Origin of the sequence: Mycobacterium sp. PDNC021 (assembly GCF_048282635.1) — a bacterium.
GTDB lineage: Bacteria > Actinomycetota > Actinomycetes > Mycobacteriales > Mycobacteriaceae > Mycobacterium > Mycobacterium llatzerense.
The window spans coordinates 719,375-739,133 of the sequence record NZ_CP182502.1; the positions used below are offsets into that span (position 1 = coordinate 719,375).

General features: G+C 63.8%; 19 protein-coding genes and 3 pseudogenes. 16 read left to right on the forward strand and 6 right to left on the reverse strand.

Annotated features, from left to right (window positions below):
* Window positions 1-125: 125 nt before the first annotated feature.
* From ACNO8X_RS03305 to ACNO8X_RS03315, 3 genes and pseudogenes are all read left to right on the forward strand, one after another.
* Window positions 126-1,544: a carotenoid oxygenase family protein gene (locus tag ACNO8X_RS03305; RefSeq protein WP_418004132.1), complete on the forward strand. Its 1,419-nt coding sequence runs from the start codon at window positions 126-128 to the stop codon at window positions 1,542-1,544.
* A gap of 304 nt (window positions 1,545-1,848) precedes the next feature.
* Window positions 1,849-2,190: pseudogene (locus ACNO8X_RS03310) on the forward strand (oxygenase MpaB family protein); the annotation flags it as partial.
* 409 nt (window positions 2,191-2,599) lie between these two features.
* A complete protein-coding gene (locus ACNO8X_RS03315; RefSeq protein WP_418004133.1) occupies window positions 2,600-2,824 on the forward strand; it encodes a DUF3732 domain-containing protein in 225 nt (74 codons plus the stop codon).
* Between the two features lie 314 nt (window positions 2,825-3,138).
* Here ACNO8X_RS03315 and ACNO8X_RS03320 read toward each other — a convergent pair whose 3' ends face one another.
* Window positions 3,139-3,801 (reverse strand): TetR/AcrR family transcriptional regulator, encoded by a 663-nt coding sequence (locus tag ACNO8X_RS03320; protein ID WP_418004134.1) that lies wholly within the window; start codon window positions 3,799-3,801, stop codon window positions 3,139-3,141.
* Between the two features lie 216 nt (window positions 3,802-4,017).
* On the opposite strand from ACNO8X_RS03320, the gene ACNO8X_RS03325 reads away from it, so the two are divergent.
* From ACNO8X_RS03325 to ACNO8X_RS03340, 4 genes and pseudogenes are all read left to right on the forward strand, one after another.
* Complete coding sequence (locus ACNO8X_RS03325) at window positions 4,018-4,839, forward strand: enoyl-CoA hydratase/isomerase family protein (protein WP_418004135.1); 822 nt, start codon at window positions 4,018-4,020, stop codon at window positions 4,837-4,839.
* Window positions 4,836-5,999 (forward strand): acyl-CoA dehydrogenase family protein, encoded by a 1,164-nt coding sequence (locus ACNO8X_RS03330; RefSeq protein ID WP_418004136.1) that lies wholly within the window; start codon window positions 4,836-4,838, stop codon window positions 5,997-5,999. Before ACNO8X_RS03325 ends, ACNO8X_RS03330 begins: the two co-directional genes overlap by 4 nt.
* Window positions 6,000-6,135: 136 nt before the next feature.
* Complete coding sequence (locus tag ACNO8X_RS03335) at window positions 6,136-7,068, forward strand: spirocyclase AveC family protein (RefSeq protein WP_418004137.1); 933 nt, start codon at window positions 6,136-6,138, stop codon at window positions 7,066-7,068.
* A 283-nt stretch (window positions 7,069-7,351) separates the two neighbouring features.
* Window positions 7,352-7,435: pseudogene (locus ACNO8X_RS03340) on the forward strand (hypothetical protein); the annotation flags it as partial.
* Between the two features lie 341 nt (window positions 7,436-7,776).
* Here ACNO8X_RS03340 and ACNO8X_RS03345 read toward each other — a convergent pair.
* The gene (locus ACNO8X_RS03345) at window positions 7,777-8,175 is read right to left on the reverse strand and encodes a MerR family transcriptional regulator (RefSeq protein WP_418005758.1); all 399 of its coding nucleotides are present in this window, start codon (window positions 8,173-8,175) and stop codon (window positions 7,777-7,779) included.
* Window positions 8,176-8,364: 189 nt separating this feature from the next.
* Between ACNO8X_RS03345 and ACNO8X_RS03350 the strand changes: the two genes are divergently transcribed.
* The 5 genes from ACNO8X_RS03350 (at window position 8,365) to ACNO8X_RS03370 (ending at window position 12,942) form a co-directional block, all read left to right on the forward strand.
* Window positions 8,365-8,853: an Hsp20/alpha crystallin family protein gene (locus ACNO8X_RS03350; protein WP_418004138.1), complete on the forward strand. Its 489-nt coding sequence runs from the start codon at window positions 8,365-8,367 to the stop codon at window positions 8,851-8,853.
* 734 nt (window positions 8,854-9,587) lie between these two features.
* Window positions 9,588-9,869 (forward strand): hypothetical protein, encoded by a 282-nt coding sequence (locus ACNO8X_RS03355; protein ID WP_418004139.1) that lies wholly within the window; start codon window positions 9,588-9,590, stop codon window positions 9,867-9,869.
* Between the two features lie 89 nt (window positions 9,870-9,958).
* A complete protein-coding gene (locus tag ACNO8X_RS03360) occupies window positions 9,959-10,435 on the forward strand; it encodes a DUF309 domain-containing protein (protein WP_418004140.1) in 477 nt (158 codons plus the stop codon).
* 348 nt (window positions 10,436-10,783) lie between these two features.
* Window positions 10,784-11,248 (forward strand): hypothetical protein, encoded by a 465-nt coding sequence (locus ACNO8X_RS03365; RefSeq protein ID WP_418004141.1) that lies wholly within the window; start codon window positions 10,784-10,786, stop codon window positions 11,246-11,248.
* Between the two features lie 416 nt (window positions 11,249-11,664).
* On the forward strand, window positions 11,665-12,942 hold the full coding sequence (locus tag ACNO8X_RS03370; protein ID WP_418004142.1) for an MCE family protein: 1,278 nt from the start codon (window positions 11,665-11,667) through the stop codon (window positions 12,940-12,942).
* 427 nt (window positions 12,943-13,369) lie between these two features.
* Here the strand turns inward: ACNO8X_RS03370 and ACNO8X_RS03375 are convergent.
* Window positions 13,370-13,998 (reverse strand): annotated as a pseudogene (locus ACNO8X_RS03375) (arylamine N-acetyltransferase family protein).
* A gap of 24 nt (window positions 13,999-14,022) precedes the next feature.
* The gene (locus tag ACNO8X_RS03380) at window positions 14,023-14,574 is read right to left on the reverse strand and encodes a TetR/AcrR family transcriptional regulator (protein WP_418005759.1); all 552 of its coding nucleotides are present in this window, start codon (window positions 14,572-14,574) and stop codon (window positions 14,023-14,025) included.
* Between the two features lie 165 nt (window positions 14,575-14,739).
* On the opposite strand from ACNO8X_RS03380, the gene ACNO8X_RS03385 reads away from it, so the two are divergent.
* The 4 genes from ACNO8X_RS03385 to ACNO8X_RS03400 all read left to right on the forward strand — a co-directional run bounded on the left by ACNO8X_RS03385 (window position 14,740) and on the right by ACNO8X_RS03400 (window position 17,526).
* Window positions 14,740-15,312, forward strand: a complete 573-nt coding sequence (locus tag ACNO8X_RS03385) for a carboxymuconolactone decarboxylase family protein (RefSeq protein WP_418004143.1) — start codon at window positions 14,740-14,742, stop codon at window positions 15,310-15,312.
* A complete protein-coding gene (locus ACNO8X_RS03390; RefSeq protein WP_418004144.1) occupies window positions 15,309-16,277 on the forward strand; it encodes an MBL fold metallo-hydrolase in 969 nt (322 codons plus the stop codon). Before ACNO8X_RS03385 ends, ACNO8X_RS03390 begins: the two co-directional genes overlap by 4 nt.
* Before the next feature lie 138 nt (window positions 16,278-16,415).
* Window positions 16,416-17,036, forward strand: a complete 621-nt coding sequence (locus ACNO8X_RS03395; protein WP_418004145.1) for a hypothetical protein — start codon at window positions 16,416-16,418, stop codon at window positions 17,034-17,036.
* A 52-nt stretch (window positions 17,037-17,088) separates the two neighbouring features.
* Window positions 17,089-17,526, forward strand: a complete 438-nt coding sequence (locus tag ACNO8X_RS03400) for a hypothetical protein (RefSeq protein WP_418004146.1) — start codon at window positions 17,089-17,091, stop codon at window positions 17,524-17,526.
* Between the two features lie 8 nt (window positions 17,527-17,534).
* Here ACNO8X_RS03400 and ACNO8X_RS03405 read toward each other — a convergent pair whose 3' ends face one another.
* Both ACNO8X_RS03405 and ACNO8X_RS03410 read right to left on the reverse strand, forming a co-directional pair.
* Complete coding sequence (locus ACNO8X_RS03405; protein ID WP_418004147.1) at window positions 17,535-18,503, reverse strand: Abi-alpha family protein; 969 nt, start codon at window positions 18,501-18,503, stop codon at window positions 17,535-17,537.
* Window positions 18,500-19,735: a hypothetical protein gene (locus tag ACNO8X_RS03410; RefSeq protein ID WP_418004148.1), complete on the reverse strand. Its 1,236-nt coding sequence runs from the start codon at window positions 19,733-19,735 to the stop codon at window positions 18,500-18,502. Before ACNO8X_RS03410 ends, ACNO8X_RS03405 begins: the two co-directional genes overlap by 4 nt.
* Window positions 19,736-19,759 lie beyond the last annotated feature (24 nt).

Consider the following 19,759-nt stretch of genomic DNA (forward strand, 5'->3'; position numbering starts at 1 on the left):
CGGTTTTCCTAATCTGACTTGTATCCGTCTAGGAGGGTGCGGTCTCGTGGTGTAGCAAGTATCGCTGCACGGACGAGGAGCCCATCGTGACCGTAACTAGCTCTCGGACACAAGATTATTCGCGGGTGCTTGAGCCCGCATCGGGGGAGTACGACGATGTTCTCATCGAGGACATCACGGGCGCGCTGCCGGACGATTTGCTCGGCACGCTCTACAGGAGCGCACCCGTGCGGTGGGAGGCCGGCGGGTTTTACGCACAGCACCTCTTCGATGGCGATGGCATGGTGGCGAAGTTCACGCTGCGGGGCGGCACGCTGCGCTACCGGAACCGCTACGTGCGCACACCGAAGTTCAAGCGCGAGGAGCAGGGTCGCGGCGCTCAGGTGCGGGCACTGGGCACACAGGGTCGCGGCGGGATCCTCGGCAACGCCGGACGTTTGCCGGCCGACCGCGCAAACACCACGTCGTTCTACCATGCGGAGCGCCTCGTTGCTCTCAGCGATGACGGCCGCCCCTGGGAGATGGACCCGGACACGCTTTCCACGGTCGGCCGGTGCGATTTTGACGGCGCTCTGAGCGTACTGAGCACCTTTTCACCACACCCGAAACTGGACCCGCGCACCGGTGAGGCATTCAACTTCGGACTGACGGTGCCACCGATGGGTATCCATCGCGCCGCGATGGGTTTGCGCTGCTACCGCATCAACGCGCAGGGGGCGATGACGACTATCCGTACCGTTGGGCTACGCCACCTCACGATCAATCACGACTTCGGCCTCACCGAGCGGTACCTGGTTTTCGTCCTCGACCCGCTGGTCATCGCGGGCCTTCCCGCGGTCCGCGCGGGGCTGGGGATGATCGACTTCAACTCTGCGACCGCATTTCGTGACGACTTGGGCAGTGAGGTGCTCTTGGTGCCACGCGACGGCGGCGAACCGCGGCGATTCACGATTCCCGCCTTCGCCAAGGTCCACGTCAACAACGCCTTCGAGGACGGCAACGACGTCGTCATCGATGTTGTGCGTTACGCGGACTGGAACGCCACCGCGGCCATGCTCAGCAATTTCCGCGCCTCCTTGCCGCCACGCGGCGGCACGCTCACCCGACTGCGCATTTCGCCGACAAACCGGGTGGAGTTCACCGAGCTTTCGTCCTCGCTCGGCGAGTTCCCCATGCATGACTGGCGGCGCACAACTCGACAGTTCCGCTACTCCTATCTCATGACTTCCGACGGCTGCGCGGCGCCGGAGCTGATCAAAATCGATGGCGAGACGGGCACACAAACCGCCTACAACGGATTCGCCGAGGGCGACGGCGTCGGGGAGCCGATCTTCGTGCCGCGCAGCGCCGACTCGGCCGAAGACGACGGGTGGCTTTTGTTCGTCACCTATCTCGCTGCCGAGCACCGGTCAGCGTTGTACGTACTGGATGCACGGGATCTGCAAGCAGGGCCGGTCGCGCTCGCCCGGCTACCGCATCATTTCTTTCCCGGGTTCCACGGCATGTTTACGCCGCGGGTCTCATCGGCAACCGCGACGGCGTAACGGTGGGTGAGCCGCAATTCGGTGTCGACGCTGGTGTTTCCAACGTGATGTCGACGATGAGGGCGATGCGCAGACTGAGGCCGGACCAGGTACTCGGTCGCCAGGCGCGCAGCCGAGGAGATCATCCGCCGCGCCAGATGGTAGCTACGCCGGCGGGTTGCCGCCGAGCAGGCAGGTGGTTTGGCCGAGTCGGGGCAGAGCTGGTAGCCCGCCAGATTGCAAGAGTGACAAGCGAATCGAAACATCGACCATCGTTCTGCACAGCTGTCAAGAATTCAAGGAGAAGATGAATATGACCACGCGAATGCAGGAAATCCAGCCCGAATTCAATCCGCCGGCTGACTTCAACCCCGAATATTACACAGCCGGGATCAGCGCATTCGTCAATGGAACAGCCAACGTGATCATGCAGTTAAGCCAGGCTCCGATCGGCTACGGGGTGATCGAAAGCCCCGTGCGCAGTGGGAACATCATGTTGCACCCGATTAAGCGGCTGCGGACGACGATTAGCTATGTGGCGGTTGCCCTGTTGGGCACCGACGAGGAGCGTCGCATATATCGCAACGCGGTCAACGTCTCACATCGACAGGTGCGATCCGGACCTCACAGCCCGGTGAAGTACAACGCGTTCGACAGAATCGCCCAAGGCAAACAACTTGTCTGACCGCCAAGCCTATCCACTGCCGACCGGCGAAACGCAGGGCTGCGATGAGCTCTCCACAATGGACTTCCATCCGTTAGGTCCATTGCTATCCCAGCGTGTTCGTTGGCAGTAAACGCCCTCGTGAATCAGGTGGAACCACTATCGCGAACATTGCACCATCCAGGGAAGCGCTGAAATCGCGCATGCAATATCGCATCCAGCTGTGGCGACAAAGCCTCTTCCCATGCGTTCTGACGCCCAGTTTGGGCACTGCTGTTGAGGCACAGGATCAGATACGAACCGGACGCGGCCGCCGCAGGACTGGCCACATGTACGGACCTGCTCCTCTCTGGGAACGGATTCTTTTCCACACACAACACAGTTCCGTGCTCCGCGCTCTGGAGGTGGTGGAATGGTCACACCGTACCGATACCGCGCGGTGCGAGATTCCTTCACGACAACCGTGCCTCGATTTCTGATGATCGACCAGCCAACCCAGGCGTTCTATCCCTCCGATATCGCGAAGAAGAACGCTGGAGCTGTCAACGACGCAGATCGTGAAGCAGTGCTCGCCATGTTCACGGCGATGCGCGAGGTGATCGACCTACTGGCTGTCCGCGCATGCAGATCATTGTGAGCGAACATGCTGACCTGGTCGACGAGAAGTGTCCAAGACGCGGCAAGGCACCGCTGGCGCGGAGGCATTCGCCTTGTGCAGGCCGAATGGCTTCAGGAAGGGAACGCGGCACGCTAGCCGTCAGATGACGGCTAGCGTGCCGCCTCAAGACATCGATGACACGGACGCTGGACCATCCGCCACTGATCGAAGGGGCTATCTCAGCCGGGTACGCGTGACCTCACTTACTCGCGGAGCAACACGATTCGATTGTTGCAATGTCGGGTTGACTGCTGAGTGCCAGACACCGGGCTATGCCGGCTCGGCATACGGGTTCAGCGGAGTCCTGGACTGCCCGCCGTCTCGAACTCCAGGTTGTTGCGGTTGAGGAGGTGGCGCATCGCTTCGACGGCGGCGCTGAATTCTTCAGGGTCGGTGTTTCCGGCGATGCTGTTGAGTCCGTTCATGATGGCCGCCAGCGCACGGTAGAGGGCCTTTTGTCCACGTGGGTCTGGTGTCATGGGGGCGCGTGCTGCGAGTTGGTCGACGAAGTCGCGAAAGGATTGCAGGACGGGGCGTAGTTGGCGGGCGAGTTCGTCGTCGCGGCGGACTTCGATTTGGACGGTGAGTGTCATCGAGGCCATCGTCGGTTCTGAGGTGTGGATGCGGATGGCGGCGTCGAGCATCGCGTTGAGGGCTTGATCGAATCCAGTGGTGGGCTCGACTGATCTGCGCATCTCGGCGAGGAAGAGGGTGTACACCTCCTCGGCGACGGCGACGAAGAGCCCGAGTTTGTTGCCGAAGTGGTGGTAGAGCACGGGGCCGGTGACGCCGGCGTCGTCGAGCAGGTCCTGGACCGCGGTGCCGGCGTAGCCCTGGCGTGCGAATCGGGCCCGCCCGACATCGAGCAGCGTGCGTCGGGTCACGTCCGCAGACGGTCGGCGCGGGCGGTCACGCCGGGGGTCCGGTTGCTTCGCAGCGGTCTGCGACGAACTCATCCGGTGACCCTACCGTCTGCCCGTGACGGGGTGCGGCTGATGTTCGGGCAGAACGTGTTTGGAGTTTTGGCCCCGACATGGCGGGCTGCCGGGCCTGAGCGTCTGCGCGAGTCCCTCGTCGAGCGCATCGGGGTGACCAGTCGGCCAACCCCTTCATTTACTATAGTGTTTGTTATAGTAAATGGGAAGCCAATCGGCGCTCCGATGTCGGGCTAGATGCAGAGGAACCAGAAGTCTTTGATCGAACTCGAGACGATGTACTTCACCGCCGGAACTGGCGGAGTGGGGACGTTGCAGCTGAACCGGCCCGACGTACTTAACGCGCAGACACCACGAATGTGGCTCGATCTAAGCGAGATGGTGCGTCGACTCCAAAATGTCCCGGATCTGCGGTGTCTGGTGGTCGGCGGTGAAGGCCGCTCGTTCAGCGCCGGATTCGACGCGACTGCGATGTCGACACTGGCAGAAGGACTCGCTACCCCTGATGCCCGCGAGCAGCGGCGACTGCTCGGGCTGCAGTGGACCGAGGGGTTCGCCCGGCTCAGCGATGCACCATTCGCGACGATTGCCGCGGTCCGCGGACACGCATTGGGCGCCGGGCTCGAACTCGCCGTCGCCTGCGACCTGCGGGTGACGACTCCGACCACGAAGTTCGCGGTGATGGGCCTGAAGTACGGGTTGATCCCCGACACCGGCACCGCCTACTGGCTGCCGCGCCTCGTCGGTCTAGGCAAGGCCAGGGAACTCATCTTGACCGCCGCCACCATCGACGGCAGGGAAGCAGGTCGGATCGGCCTGGTCGAACATGTTGTCGCCGAGGACGAGTTGGACCACACCGTCGAGGGACTCGCCCGTGCGATCGCCGCCCACTCCGCGACAGGAATTCGAGCCGCAAAGCGCGTGTTAGCCGCAGGTGCGGACCTGTCGTTCGAGCAGGCACGGCAGATGGCTCAGCGTGAACAGGTCGAGTGTTATGCCTCCGACGACTTTCACTGCGCAGCAACCGAATTCGGTGCTCGCCGGGCGGTCCGCCGATGATCGATCACCCGATCTTCACCGACGAGCACCATGCCCTGCGGGAAATGATACGAGCGTTCATCGCTCGCGAGATCACCCCGCACGTGCAGGAGTGGGAACGCATCACGTTTCCCGACAGTGTGTTTACGCGGATGGGCGAACTCGGCCTGCTCGGCCTGGACAAGCCGACCCGATACGGAGGCCAGGGCGGCGACCCCGCCAGCGCACTGGTCCTGGCTGAAGAACTCGGCCGGGCCAACTGCGCGGGGTTGGCGATGGGAATTTCGGTGCACACCGACATGGCGATGCCACCGATTCTCGCGTTCGGCACCGACGCCCACAAAGACGACTGGGTGGTCCCCGCGATCCGCGGCGAGAAGATCCTGTGCCTCGGGATCACCGAACCCGGCGCCGGCTCCGACGTCGCCGCTATCGGCACAAACGCCCGCCTAGACGGCGAGCAGTATGTCCTTGACGGGTCAAAGGTGTTCATCACCAACGGCATCCGCGCCCACGCGATCCTGCTGCTGGCCCGAACCGACGAGGGCGAGGGCTTCACGCTCTTCCTGGTGCCGATGGACACCGCCGGCATCCGCCGCAGCCGACCGTTGTCCAAGGTCGGGCTGCGCGCCTCCGATACCGCCGTGCTCACCTTCGACGACGTCCGGGTACCCGCCGCCGCTGTCGTCGGCGCCGTCGGCCGGGGCTTTCACCACATCATGTGGGAACTGCAAGGTGAGCGGCTCACCGCGGCCGCCTACTGCCTCGGATCCGCGCAATGGCTGCTGGACGCCACGGCCCGCTACGCACGCCAACGCCACACCTTCGGGCGGCCGATCGCCGCACACCAGGCGATCCGGCACAAAATCGCCGAAATGCGCGTCGAACTTGAAGCCGCCCGCCAACTTGTCTACGCCGCCGCGTGGCAGCTACGCCAAGGCGACTATCCCGTCCGCAACATTTCCATCGCCAAACTGTTCGCCACTCGAGCCGCCTGCCACATCGCCGACGAAGCAATGCAAATCCACGGCGGCGCCGGCTGCATGACCGAATACGGCATCGAACGCGCCTGGCGCGATCTGCGGGTGTTCCGGATCGCCGCCGGCACCGACGAAATCATGCTCGAAATCATCGCCCGTGAACCGGGGCCCACAACCAGGAGATCAAATGGCCATCGTTGACCAAAACAGTTCTGACACAATTACTCTCGCTCAAGGCGGCCCCGCCCAGCACCGCCGCCGGGCGCGACCGGTGCTGTGGTGGGCCGCGATCGGGGCCGCGGCTGTCGCGCTCCAGACATACGTCTACATACGGTGGATGAGCTCCCAGCACTTCGACCCGGTCTCCACCGGACCTGACCCGGTTCCCCAGTGGGAGAAGGTCGCCGCCTGGGTCGAGCAGACCGCTTTCACCCTCGCCGCGATCGGTGTCGTCATCTGGGTGATCCGCGGCTGCCTGCGTGCACACCGGATGACATTCGACGCGAAGCTACTCCTAGGCACGATGGCACTGGCCTGGCTCGACCCGATCGGGAACATGGTGCGGATCTCGTTCTTCATGAACTCCTACTACGTCAATCGCGGATCGTGGACACCGTTCATCCCCGGATGGATCAGTCCCAATGGCGCGAACCTGCCCGACCCGATCCTCATCGAATTCACTGGCTACGCAGCGCTACCGCTGGCCGCAGTCCTCGGCTGCTGGCTGATGCGTACCATCGGCCGGCGCTGGCCCTCGCTCGGCACCGTGGGGCTCGTCGCATCCACGTGGGTCTTGATGATGCTGTGCGTCATCGTCATTCACCAGGTCCTCGTCGAACGCTCTGGTTGGGCCGTCTGGACCACACCCCGCGAAGAATTGACCGCCTTCGCCGGCACCCGGTGGCAGCTCCCGCTGGTACCCGACGTCATGTTCTGGGGCGCAATGTTCACCGCCCTTGCCGCGCTACGCTTCTTCCGCGACGCGCAGGGACGAAGCGTCGTCGAACGTGGCCTCGATCGCATCCAAGCGCCCGGCCGGATCAAGACCGTACTCGGCACATTCGCCATCATCGGCTACACCACGGTCGCAATGCTCAGCTACGCCGTCTCCGCGGTCGCAGTCAGCCTGTATCCCGGTCACACGATGCCAGCGAATCTGCCCAGCTACATCGTCAACAACATGTGCGGACCCGACACCAACTACAACTGCCCCACCCCGGGCCTGCCCATCTCCGTCCAAGGGCACCCCGACCGCCTCCCCGCCAGATGAGCACGGATTCCCGCCCTACACCCCGCCCGTCGGATGGTCCAATTCAACGCTTTGGCTCTTGATTGATCATCCGTCGCAGACTCGTTCGCGCGGCGGCCAGGTCGTCCTCGGTGGTCGCCAGCTGCTGCCGGGTGCTAGTCAATTCGCCGGTGAGTTGCGCGACCCGGGGACCACTTCCTATCTCCCGCAGCCAATTTCTCGTCGCCGATCCTGTTTCAAGGACCTGCCGACGTATTTGGACACGTCCGGTCCGTAGTGACTTGACCACGCAGCGGCCGCGCGGGCCCGCCTGATCACCCCTGTTCCTGGCGGAATCGGACCCACCACCATCGCCGTATTGCTGGCCCAAACCGTCGCATCACGGTGACAGCGGGCATCAAACCCGGGACGGTTCAGCGCTCCGCAGTGTCGATAGGCTTTGCAACGAAGATTAACAAGCCCTCGCGACACGCCGAAGTTTTGTCAAAGTAGCCAGCGTGTCTTGTGAATCTGTCTTGCATCTCGACACAAGCACCACCGTCGCGGGATTCGCGGACCGTGCAGCGCGGGCCGCGCGAACATCAGAAACACTGACTGCGGAACGTTTCATGATGACCGCCGAGGCTCAGGAACGACCGTGTTCGTGCGGTGTTACAGTGCGAGCGAGGCTCCACGATGGCCACCTCCGAGCCAGCGCTGGTGTTGGCGCAGAATGCATTTCACCTCCTGCTATGTGTGTCTGTCGATGTTTCGTGCACCACTGCGCCTGGATGGTCTGGGTGCGCGTGTGGGTAGTGGGGTCTGTTGGCCAGCCTGTAGTGCGGCGTTGCGTCGTTCCAGTGCGCTGTTGTCCGATGCGAGTTGGCTGTTCTGATCTTGAAGGTCGCCGTTTTGGTCTTGTAGGTCCAGGATGCGGCCGATGCCGGCGATGTTGACGCCGGCGGCGGCCAGGGTGACGATCCGTTCGATGCGGGCCAGATCATCGGCGCTGTAGCGGCGGGTGCCCCCCTCGGAGCGGGCTGGGGACAGGAGGCCGTGACGTTCCCACAATCGGAGTGATTGTGTTGGGGCGCCGGATAGTTCCGCGGCCACGGTAATCCCGTACACCCCGTGGCCGGGTGCGGGCATCCGCTGTCCGGGTGCCCGGTTCGGCAGGGCGGCGCCGTCATTGGTCAGGTCCACGATCTTTTTCTCGTTCCCTACTTGCATCTGATATCTGCCAGTGCTATATAAAAATCTATACCAGATGGCATAGATAAACCAGCCTGGTTGGCGCAACAGATGGCACAAGGGAAAGGACAGATGGAGGTGGCCACGATGCTGATGCGTACCGACCCGTTCCGGGAGTTGGACCGGTTCACCCAGCAGGTGCTGGGCACGGCAGCACGCCCGGCGGGCATGCTGATGGATGCCTGGCGCGACGGCGATGAGTTCCATGTGGAGTTCGATCTGCCGGGTATCTCGGCAGAGTCGCTGGATCTGGATATCGAGAACAATGTGGTGACCGTGCGCGCCGAACGCGCGCCGGTGGATCCGGCCCGGGAGATGTTGGCCGCCGAGCGCCCCCGCGGGGTGTTCTCTCGCCAGCTGGTGCTGGGCAACAACCTCGACACCGGCCGGATCACCGCGGACTACCACGACGGGGTGCTGCGCCTGGTGATCCCGGTGGCCGAGAAAGCCAAGCCCCGCAAGATCACCGTGGGCCGCCCCGATGCGACCAAAGCGATCGATGAGACCACGGTGATCACCGAGGACGGCGACCAGGTGCGCGGCGGTAGCGCGGTCAAGGAGCCGGTCGGCGCCTGATCAGGGTGTCCCCCGGGGGGCCGGGCTGTCGCTCCCTCGCCCAGCCCGGTTCCCGGTCACCGTTGGTGACCGGTTGACTGCTGCCGCAGCGACATTCAGGTCGCGCGCGGTCGCATCCCGCAATCTTGACTGGCCGACCTGCTGACAACGGCAAGAGGAGGTGAGCACTGATGCAGAGCACCATGATGGCGGCGCCGGCACCGCTGAGCCCCACCGCGCCAGAGGTCCTGGCCATGTCCCTGGGTGTTGATGACCCCACGGGGGTGATGGCGCTGATCGCCGAAGTCGACGCCATCTTCCGCGCGCCTGCGGACGCTCCCCGGTGTCGGCGGCCGGCACCACCAGCGGTCGGGTGCGCCCTTCGCGGGCCCCGGCGCGCTGGTCGGTCTTGCCATCGCCCGGTGCCGCGACCGCACAGTGAGCCGGTCCAGCGTATCGATCCGATGCAGCGCAGCCCTCCGATGCGCAGATCACCTGCCCCGCAATGCAATCCGATGATTCTGCGACCAGTACCGTGAAAGCGAGGTGATGGCATCACCGCGACAGCGGCCGGGCCGGCCCGCCTCCAGGGCCACATCCTGGGCGTCGTCCCCACCCACGCCGGGTACGTCTGGACGCGCCAAAGCCCAACCGAGGCAGCACTTCCCCCACGGCGGGTGAACCCGGCCGCTGCCGACACCGATCACCTGCACGGTGACAACCACCAATCACGCCGCACCCCAGGAGAACCACCCATGACTGCCGAGCCCGAACAAACCGATGTCACCGACGAGCGGACCGCGCAGCATGCACACTCACTCCATCTTCAGCGCGTGTACAAAGCAAACACGGCGGTCCGGGAGGCCCAGACCGCCCTGCGCAACACGGTCGAAGATGCCCGCAAGGCTGGCCACACGTGGGAAGACATCGCCACGGCCTTCAACAGCACCGGTCATTCTGACACCCCCGACGTTCCCGGCCTCAGCGACATTCCCAGCATCAGTGACATCGTCCAGACCGTGCTGGGAACGAGCTAAGCCGAAGAACAGCGCCGCCCAACTGGTGCTGTCTTGGGTTTTGTTGGCGACGTTCGTCTTCTCGACTGCTAAAGCGGTCTAATGAACATGTGGCAGAGCGCGATCGTGATGAATCCGGGCGGCCTCGCAACGATCGACCCCGCGACGCGTTGGGCCGCCCCCTTCCTGTGGGCAGCGAGGGCATTCCCCGCGTGCCAGACAACCTTGAGCTGTCACCGGCCGAGACCCTCGCCTATGCCCAGGATCTATTGAACGCGGGTTTCGCGTTCAAAGCCCATGAGGTTCTCGAGGCCGCGTGGAAGAACGGCCCAGGCGACGAGAGACCGCTCTGGCAAGGCCTGGCCCAGCTCGCAGTCGGCATCACTCACGTCCAGCGTGGCAACCGCAACGGTGCGGTCGCTCTGTTTCTGCGCGGGTCTAGTCACCTGAGCGAGGTGCGCCAGCCGGCGCCGCACCGCGTTGACATCGACGGCCTGGGCTCCTGGGCCGGTGCGCTGGTAACCGACCTTGCCGCATCTGCCGAGATCTCACCGACGCGTCTCCGCCCGCCGCTGACGACCCGCTAGCGAGCGGTGCTGCCGCGAGACAGTCCGCAAACGGCCAAGTCAGCCCTAGCGGGGACACGGCGGTCGTGAGAAGTTGTTGCGGAATTGTCCGTCTCACAATCGAATTCACATTCGGACGATCAATTGCACCTCAGGCGCGAGAATTCCGCAGAGCCAGGACATCAGGGCACAGTCTGCGGCTCGGCGATAGGAGGCGATAGGAAATGAATCGCTTCGTGAGACAAACCCGGTGCAACGGGCGTGAGACAGAACCAACGCCAGAGTGCGAGTCATCCTGAACGAACCGACGAGGAATGCCCCGTGCACCCACGACGTTGCCGAAGCTGACGCGATGAAAGGTGCCGAACTTTGCTGACCCAGCGAGTCAACAAGCTGCTCGACGTTGTCCTGCTCCTGCCGATCTACGCGGTGATCGTCTACACCTTTTGGCTTCCCGGCTACGAGAAGTTGTTCGTCCGGGGTCGCACCGTCCCGTATTACGCCGGCGTCTTCAAGGATTCGATCCTGAATAGGCTGGGTGTGACCGACATCCTGATCACGTCGATGGGCGTGCTCGAGCTGACCATCGTTGTGCTCGCAGTCATCAGTCTGCTCCGCAGGGAGTTCCTGCCGGGGGCATCGCTGCCGTTCTTCAAGCTGGCATTGTTCCTCAGCGCCACCGCATTCGCGATGTTGGGATTCGGGCTGAGACTGATCCAGAACCACGCGGGTGCGGCAAACCAGTTCTACTACTTCGGTTTCGCAGTGTTGTTCCTGGCACTCGTGCAGTGCCGCGAATATCTCGCAGCTCGGCGTGATTCGCGGCCCGAATGACCTGTGTCTGCACCTGATCCGTACCGATCACGGCGCTGCCGTGGCGAACAGTGTTGCGGTGGGGCGGCACTCGTAACCAGTTCAACGGTGAAGGTGAACCCGACTGCACTCGCACGTGCTGTTCAGAGTTCGAAAGGCGCGTCGCCGAGCAACGTACTTCTCAGTACGGATGCTGAATGGCGTAAACGCAGGAAGCCGTGATGTCGGCGTTCGTGCTGAAGCCCTTGTCGATGTAGATGGCTTCTCGAAGTCACCAGCGCGCAATAGATCTCGCCGGACACGATTTACGTGACGGTCGACACGTCACCCGGGCCAATGTGAGTCCAAACACCATGCAGGTGAACAGGTTTCAGCCAACCCCCGATACAGCGTTTAATGACAGGGCGCTTGGCGCCAGGAGTTAGCAAGGAGGTGCGATGGCGGGTCCCAATTCGACGGAACACGTCGATGGGTTGCCACCGCCGCCGATCGCCGAGGGGCAGGTCCACGCCCCGTTGAACCCTGACCGGAGCCCGCCGTACCGGGCGGCAGCGGTGGGGTTGGTGCTGTTCGCTGTGCTGGTGCTAGCACTGACTTGGTCCCAGTTCCGAGGCTATTTCGACACCAAGGCCGTGCTGTATGTGGTGTACAACCGATCCGGGTTGTCGATGGACCCCGGTTCCAAGGTCACCTACAACGGGGTGCCGATCGGCCGACTGCAGGCCGCCGAGGCTCAAAGCGGTAGTGACGGCCGCACTCACGCCAAACTCGTCCTCCGCGTCGATCCGCAGTACCTGAGCCTGTTGCCGAGCAATGTGGACGTTAAACTGTTGGCCACCACGGCTTTTGGTAACAAGTACATCTCGTTCACCTCGCCGGCGAACCCGTCGCCGCAGCGTGTCAAAAGTGGTGACGTGCTCAACGCCGGTGGCGTCACCACCGAGTTCAACACGCTGTTCGAGACCATCACCGCGATCTCCGAGCAGGTCGACCCGATCAAGCTGAACGCGACGCTGACCGCGGCCGCCCAGGCCCTCGACGGGCTGGGTGACAAGTTCGGTCAGTCGCTGGTCAACGGCAACACGATCCTGGCTGACCTGAACCAGCGGATGCCGACCTTCCGGCACGACGTCAACGCTGTCGCCGACCTATCTGAGCTGTACGCCAACGCATCCCCGGATCTGTGGGACGGCCTCAAGAGTGCCGTGACCACCGAGCGCACTCTGAATGACCAGCGCGGCAACATCGACCAGGCGCTGATGTCGGCCGTCGGGTTCGGAAACACCGGTGGCGACATCTTCGAACGTGACGGCCCGTACCTGACCCGGGGCGCCGAGGACCTGTTGCCGACCGCCCGGTTGCTGGACAAGTACAGCCCTGAGCTCGACTGCATGTTCCGCGGTTTCGCCACCGGTGCGCCGGCCGCGGCCAAGGGCGTGGGCGGTAACGGCTACTCGCTGGCGATGAATCAAGAACTGGTCGGCGCCGCCAACGCGTATGTCTATCCGGACAACCTGCCCCGCATCAACGCCTCCGGCGGTCCGATGGGTCGCCCGGGCTGCTGGACAGTCAGCAAGGACATCTGGCCGATGCCGTACATGGTGATGGACACTGGCGCGTCGATCGCGCCGTACAACCATCTCGGCCTGGGTTCGCCTTTCGCATCCGAATACGTCTGGGGCCGTCAAGACGGGGAGCACACCATCAACCCATGACCCAAGCGCCGACCGCTACGCCCACGCAGTCGCGGACACCGACCACCGTGTCGACGCCCGCGCATGCGAGGTCGCCAGCGGTCGTGGGCTCAGCAGGGGGTCAGCCACTGCACCCAGCCGACGACCAAAGCCAGCGTGGCCACCAACGTGATGGCTAACTGGACCCAGTGTCGAACACCCCAAAATGGCCGGTGATCCGGTACGTAGTCCCTCAAGACGAATCCTCATGCTTGCATCCGAATCGGCGTCCGGCAGCAATGACGAACTCTGCAAAGAGGTAGTCGGAATCCGCGCCTGAGTCCGAACGTCAGCGAGCAGTGATCTCGCGCACAATGGCTGACTTGGCACGTTGCGGACCGGTCGGTTGACGTGTGTATGCACGAGCAGGCGGGGACGACTCAGTGTCTGCCGTCTGGCCCGCCAACCCCTAGAGGTGTGTGCGCATCCATTCCACGAGGAGCGCACTTTCGGCGTCGGACAACTCAATGCCGAAGGTGTTCGCCAACAATGCCGGCACCTCGCCGACCTCAACGTCACGTGTGAAGCAGGATCCGTCGGGATTCGTTGTGGTCCAGGTGGTTCCGTCGAGAACATGCTGGACGTCGGCGGCGAATCGCTGGACGAACGGCCGGGCGGTGAACGGTGATCGCGGCGAGGTAGACACGTAGTGATTGCCGACCGCATAGTCGATCGGTACTGCGGGTCGAGCGTGAAGACGTGCCGGTCGAGCCATTCGACCGTGCCGTCCACACTCGACCGCTGCCGCAATGCCCACTGGTCAGGGTGTAGTACGTCGGTGTCGGTGCCGAGCGGCGCACGGGACAGTCGCAACTGCCATCCGTCTTGATCGACCTCGTTTCCCGCGATGAGTTCGATGGGTTCGAGTGGCCCGCGGCCGAATCCGACATCGCAGAGCCAGCGTCGACGGTCGTCGAATTCGACGACGATCAGCGCGCGCGTCCGCGGGCCGACGGCTTCCGCGCCCAGGGTGACGCGGCCGGCGAGCGCGGTGAACCGGAAACCCAGTCGCTCCAGTGCCGCCGCGAACACCGTCACGGTCTCAACATGAACGGGCTGGCCCTATGCCTGTTTGCGCGACGCTGAGTCAACTGCCGGCAGGTAGATGAGGTCGACCAGCTCGGCCAGGCTACTGGATTGAATTGTGTTGCGCCCAAACAATAACTCGTTACGCACGAGTGCCAGGATGCTTGTTGCCACGCGGTCGGGAATTCTGGCAGGTCCTATCTCGCCTCGATCTCGCGCGGCGTCCAGGGTGCGGCGAATCGTGTGATCCGTGTGTGCGGCCACCTTCGTCTGGAAAGTCTCCAGGGTGGCGTCGTCGGCTTCGGCGATAAGACTGCGGAAGGTGTCAAGTCCGATCTGTCGCCACTCATTGACCAGGGTATTGACCATCGTGAGGATGTCCTCGCGAAGGTTCTGAGACGAAGGCACCTCGGCGGGTGGGGTGCGAAGCGTCGGTAGGGCGTCGGTGACCATTTGCGCCCGAGAACTGTAGCGGCGGTATAGGACTGGCTTTCCGGTCTTTGCGCGGCGGGCGACACCTTCGAACGTGACACCGGAGTATCCGTGATCCGTCAGCTCGGCCCAGGTGGCGTCGCGGATGGCGGACATCAGCGCGTCGTCCCGGCGCCGTGATGCAGGCTCGGGCGGCGCGGCCGCGTCTCGATTAGACACGTTGCGTATCTTATCGCGTCGCGCTACCCTCGGCCATAGGGAACGCACCGTTTCTTATGAGCGGCGCCGATATCGACTCCTTTGAAGCGAAGGTGAGGACTCGTGGCTGTTCAACTGCCAAATGTGGAGGACCTGGACTCGGCGCAACGCGAGGTCTACGAGCTTTTCCCGGCGAACCTGTCGAGGGGCTTGGTCATGACCAGATCCAGCGCGAAGCCCTATCTGGCACTTGGCCTTTCATTTCGCACTGGTGCGTTGTCGCCGCAGGTGCGGGAGTTGGTGATCTTGCGTGTCGGTGCAGTGACGAACGCGCCGTACGAGACCCATCACCACGTGCCCGAAGCGCGGGCCGTCGGGGTTTCGGATTCGACGATCGACGACGTGCTGTCGGGGGCTACGTCGTTCGGGGACCGGTCCGTCGACGTCCTCATCGGGTTTGTTGACGACCTCCTGGCGCGGATCAAGGGCGACGGAGCCGACCCGACTGCCATGCAGGAGTTCTTCTCCGACAACGAAATTGCCGAGTTGACGCTGCTGGTCGGCCACTACGTGATGACCGCGATGTTCATCAAGACCCTCGGCATCGTCCCCGAAGAAGATGCGGCTGATGTCGCGAACATTCTGGCCGACGCCACCGCCAAGCTGCACGACGAACGAGCAAAGGACGGACAATGACCGACGAAATCCCTTTTGAGGAAGGCCTATTCGACCTCGGCGGGGGAGCCCACGTCTTTCTCTCCGGCAATGAAGCCCTCGGGTTGGCCAACGCCGGCCTGGTGGTGAGCGCCGGCGAAGCACTGGTCATCGACACGCTTTACGACGTGCAACATGCCCGGGCAATGTGCGCGCAAATGGACGAACATATTGCGACTGCACCGGTCCGGTACGTCTTCAACACCCACACCGATGGTGACCACTTCTTCGGCAATCAGGTGTTCTCCGCCGATACCGAGATCATCACCACCGAAGCCGCCAGTGTGTTGATGACGCAGGAACATGCCGACCTCACCGCAAAACTGCTGAACACGGACACCCAACCGGGCGGCGCCCTGCAGGCCCTCGCACCGCTCGGGCGGCCATTCAACTTCTCCGAGGTGCAGGTCCGGGCCGCTGACACCACGTTCAACGGCGAAAAGGCGCTAAGAGTAGGCAAACTGGACGTCGAGCTCCACGAACTCGGGCCCGCGCACACGGTAGGTGACGCCATCGCCTACCTCCCCGAACTGGGCGTGCTGTACGCGGGAGATCTGTTGACCCACAACGTCGTTGCGGTCACCTGGTCGGGTTCGATCCCGCATTGGATCAAAGCACTGGAGCGCATTCGCGCCTTCGGCGCCAGGAAAGTCGTGGCCGGCCACGGTCCCGTCCTCGTCGGCGGCGAGATCAACGCAGCCATCGATCGCGGAATCAGATTCTGGTCGAGCCTGCATACCGACGCGACGCGTCTCTTCGACCAGGGTGTGCCAGTGGCCGAGGCGGTGGCGCGAATGAACAGCGAAAGCTATCCGGAAGCTGTTGCGACACTTCCGGTCATCGTCACCGCGATCTACCACGAACGCGACCCCAACATCCCGTACTTGGACCTGGCACAGGCAATCGAGTCCATCGCCTCCCAGCTCACGCAGCACGCCCGCCAGTAAGAGTCGGACTACGTCCCAAGAATTCCCCAAGGCGGCCACCGCAACCTTGATGCCGACATGGTGGAGCGACAACAGCGGATGCGCCGTGAAGTCGGCGGCGGACTAACGTGCCGGCTGATTCAAACTCGAGGGAGTCTGATGTCTACAGCAATCCGGTTGACTGCGTTGATGAGTGCCGTCGCGATTGCCGGGGCCACGGCGTGCCAAACGCCGAGCTCTCCGTCGGTGACGACGACGGTCACCGCACCTCCTGCGGCGACCGTCACCGTGCCTGTATCGACCACCACCGCGAGTGCGACACCCAGTGCCACTGCGAGCGCAGCGCCGAGTCGCACGGCTACGCCGACAAGCGCGGCGCAGACGACGCATCCGTGCGACCTGCTCACCCCAGACGTCGCCATGAAATACGTGGGCGACGATGCCCAAAGGCAGTTCTCCTACGACGGTCACCCGCCGGTGCCTGTCGGCGATGGTGCCTGCTACTACACGGGCACCACCCGCGAAATCGAAGTGTCGATTCGGCCGAGGCCAACTGATCCGGCCGCCCCCATCAACCATTTCCACGTCATCAGCCCGGACAACCGAGTCGACGCTCTCGGCTTCGAGGCCTACTGGTTCGGCCCCGGCGAGAGCCTCGTGGCAGTCAAGGACGGACTGGTGGTTTCCGTGAAGGTCGCAAATATCAAGGGTGACTGGTCAGATCAGGATCGCGAAGACGACGTCGAACTCGCGAAGCTGGTCGTTCCGCGTGTCGGCTGACGGCGTATCCCGGCGTGCTAACACTGCCCGCGTGATCGCCGATAGGACAGTCATGATTTCACCGCGAGCTGCCACAGCTCTTGTCGGCGCGGTCTTGGTGCCCTCGCTCTCGATGGGGACTGCCAATGCCGACGCCTTCGCGCAACTGGCAGCGATTCCGGTCGTGGCCTCCCCGACGTGCGGCGGCACCGTCAGCGCCGACGCGCAGGCGGCGCCGGTGCAGATCGGTGACCAGGTGGGGCACGGCGTCGGCGTATCGATCCGCTACGACGCCGGCGTCTACGACGGTTCGTGCACCCTCACCGTGACGGCCGCATGGAAAAACCTCGACACCGGTGCCGCGGGACGCGGCGACATCACCTCGGTGTCGACGATCGACGGCCACTACGGATTCATCGGCTACGCGAGCACCTCGTTCGCAACGGGCAGCGGCACCGTGGTCATCACGCTGAGTTCGCACCCGGGCGCTGAAATGCGGGTCACGGCGTAAGGCGACGGTCAGTCGATGTCGTGCGGCGCCTGGTGCTCGGGCAGGGCCGCGACGTCTTCGCCCTCGTCCACGAGACAGGCGCGGCAGAAGTCGACGCCGAACGGCGTGAGATGGATCGAGCGACGGACGATCTTGTGCGCGCGCACCGAGTGCATCGCGGCCAGTACGTCTGGCTGCGCCTCGACGACCTGATACTCGAGCGGGTCGCGCAGTTGCTCCTGCGAGAACCAGATCAGTCCCAGCCGGAACAGGTTGTTGAGGTAGGCAGGAACGTTGTCCAGATACCGCAGCCCGGCCCGCGGACCGATCATGTTGAGGCCCGGAGCCACCAACCTCGAGGACACCATGCCAATGGGGCCACCCGTGCGGACATCGACCGCCGGCTGCGGTCCGCCGCGCAGGAGTAACAGCAGGATGCGGGCCTCGTCGGGAGCCATCTCCTCGAGGATGCGGGCGTAGGCGGGGTGACCGCGCTCGGTGTTCCACACGTCGCGCGAGCGGCTCAGCAGCGCCTGCCCCTGAGCACGCAACGACTGCTCCATCTGGTGTTGGCGCTCTTCCTCCGCCTCCTGCCGATGCGCGACTTCCTGTGTCGTCACCGTCTTCGTGAGCGAGCCACTGACCTGGACGACGGCCTCCGACACCGAGACGCCATTGGAGACCGCCTTGGCCAGATCGCCGAATACAGCGCCGGCCTGGGCGACTCCGGCGATCAGCTCGCGGGCGGAGTCGGCCGCGGATGCCGGGTCAGCGGCTATCTCGAGTGCGCGACGACCTGTTTTGAGCCCCGCAACCAGCGTCCACTCGGCTGTACGCACCCAGGCCGTCGCGGCCAGGCGGACCAGGCCGGGCAGTGCTTCGCCGACGCCCGTCGGGATGAGCGACGAGGACGGCTCCGGTGGGGGAGAGAACGTGGCGCTGAACGGTCCCCACTGGGCGTGGCGCCGTCCGGAACCCTGACGTCGGTCGTCACTCATGCCACACCAAGTCCCAAGAAAATGCCGTAGTGAAGGAAGCCACCCGCCGCGCCCATGATCGCGCCGTGAGCGTAGAGCATCCACTCATCTTCCTTGATAGCCGACCGCAACATCTCTACGAAGTCGGTAGGCGGAAGTTCTTTGGTGCGTTGGGCAATCAGCGTGCGGATTTTCCCTGACTGCGCCTTCGAGAACTCTTCGTCCTTGAAGGGTGTCAGCGTCCGGCCGACGGCCTCGGCGGCAAAGCCTGCCTTGATCGAGTCGTAAGCCTGGGCTCCGAGTGCCACGCGCGCGGCGCCCCGGATCGGGCCGGCTGCCCGGTCGATGGCCGGGCCCAGCGCGGCCCCCATCAGCTGGCGGGTGCGGTCGCCGCTCGGGCCGTCGATCAGGAAGTCGCCGATGCGTTCCAGCGTGATGACGTCGTCGGCAATGATCCCGGCGTATACCTCGGCGGCCTGGTCTTGCCGCCGGAGGAACAACCCCTGGACCTTGATGCCGAAGTAGCGGGTTGGTTCGGTCGGTTCGAAGATGAGCCACATACCGAGCGCGTTGGTGATCCAGCCGACGAAGACGCCCAGCGTCGGCAGCATCCACCACGTATGGAACCAGTGATCGATGAACGCGACCGGAATGCCCAACACGAACCCGAAGATGAAGCCGAAGTTGACCATCAGGTTGAGCTCGCGCTGGCCGATGTCCTTGAAGACGCGGATGACCAGATCAGGGTTCTTGCGGAAGTGCTCGATGACCATGATCTTGGGGTCGAGCAACTGGTCGATATGGATGCCGATCTCGGTGGTGATCGATTGCACCACTTCCGGCAATTGCGACTGGACCCGGGCGACGATCGCGCGTTTGCCGACGGTAGGCAGGTCGCGCCAGAACTGCGGATCGTTGGCGACCATCACCTCATCGACGAGCTGCGGGATCTCGGGCTGGAAAAGCCTGACGATGTGCTCGGCGATCTTGTCCGGCTCGAGCTGCTGATAGAACTCCGCAGGCGTACCGAGCTTGGCAATGGCCTTGTCGGACGCGATCGAGCCCATCTTGGCCGCGCGCGCCGGCACGATGCCCTGCCAGCCGACACCGCCCTGGAGGATGCCGGGGATTTCCTGCAGTTTGTGCGGCAGCAGCCGTGCCAGCTCCCTCATCCCCGGGATTCTGAACCCGTGGAAGTTGACCGGGTAGAACAGCATGATCAGGCCGGTCCAGTTGATGAGCCAGCCGATCACCGCAGTGAACAACGGGATGCTGAG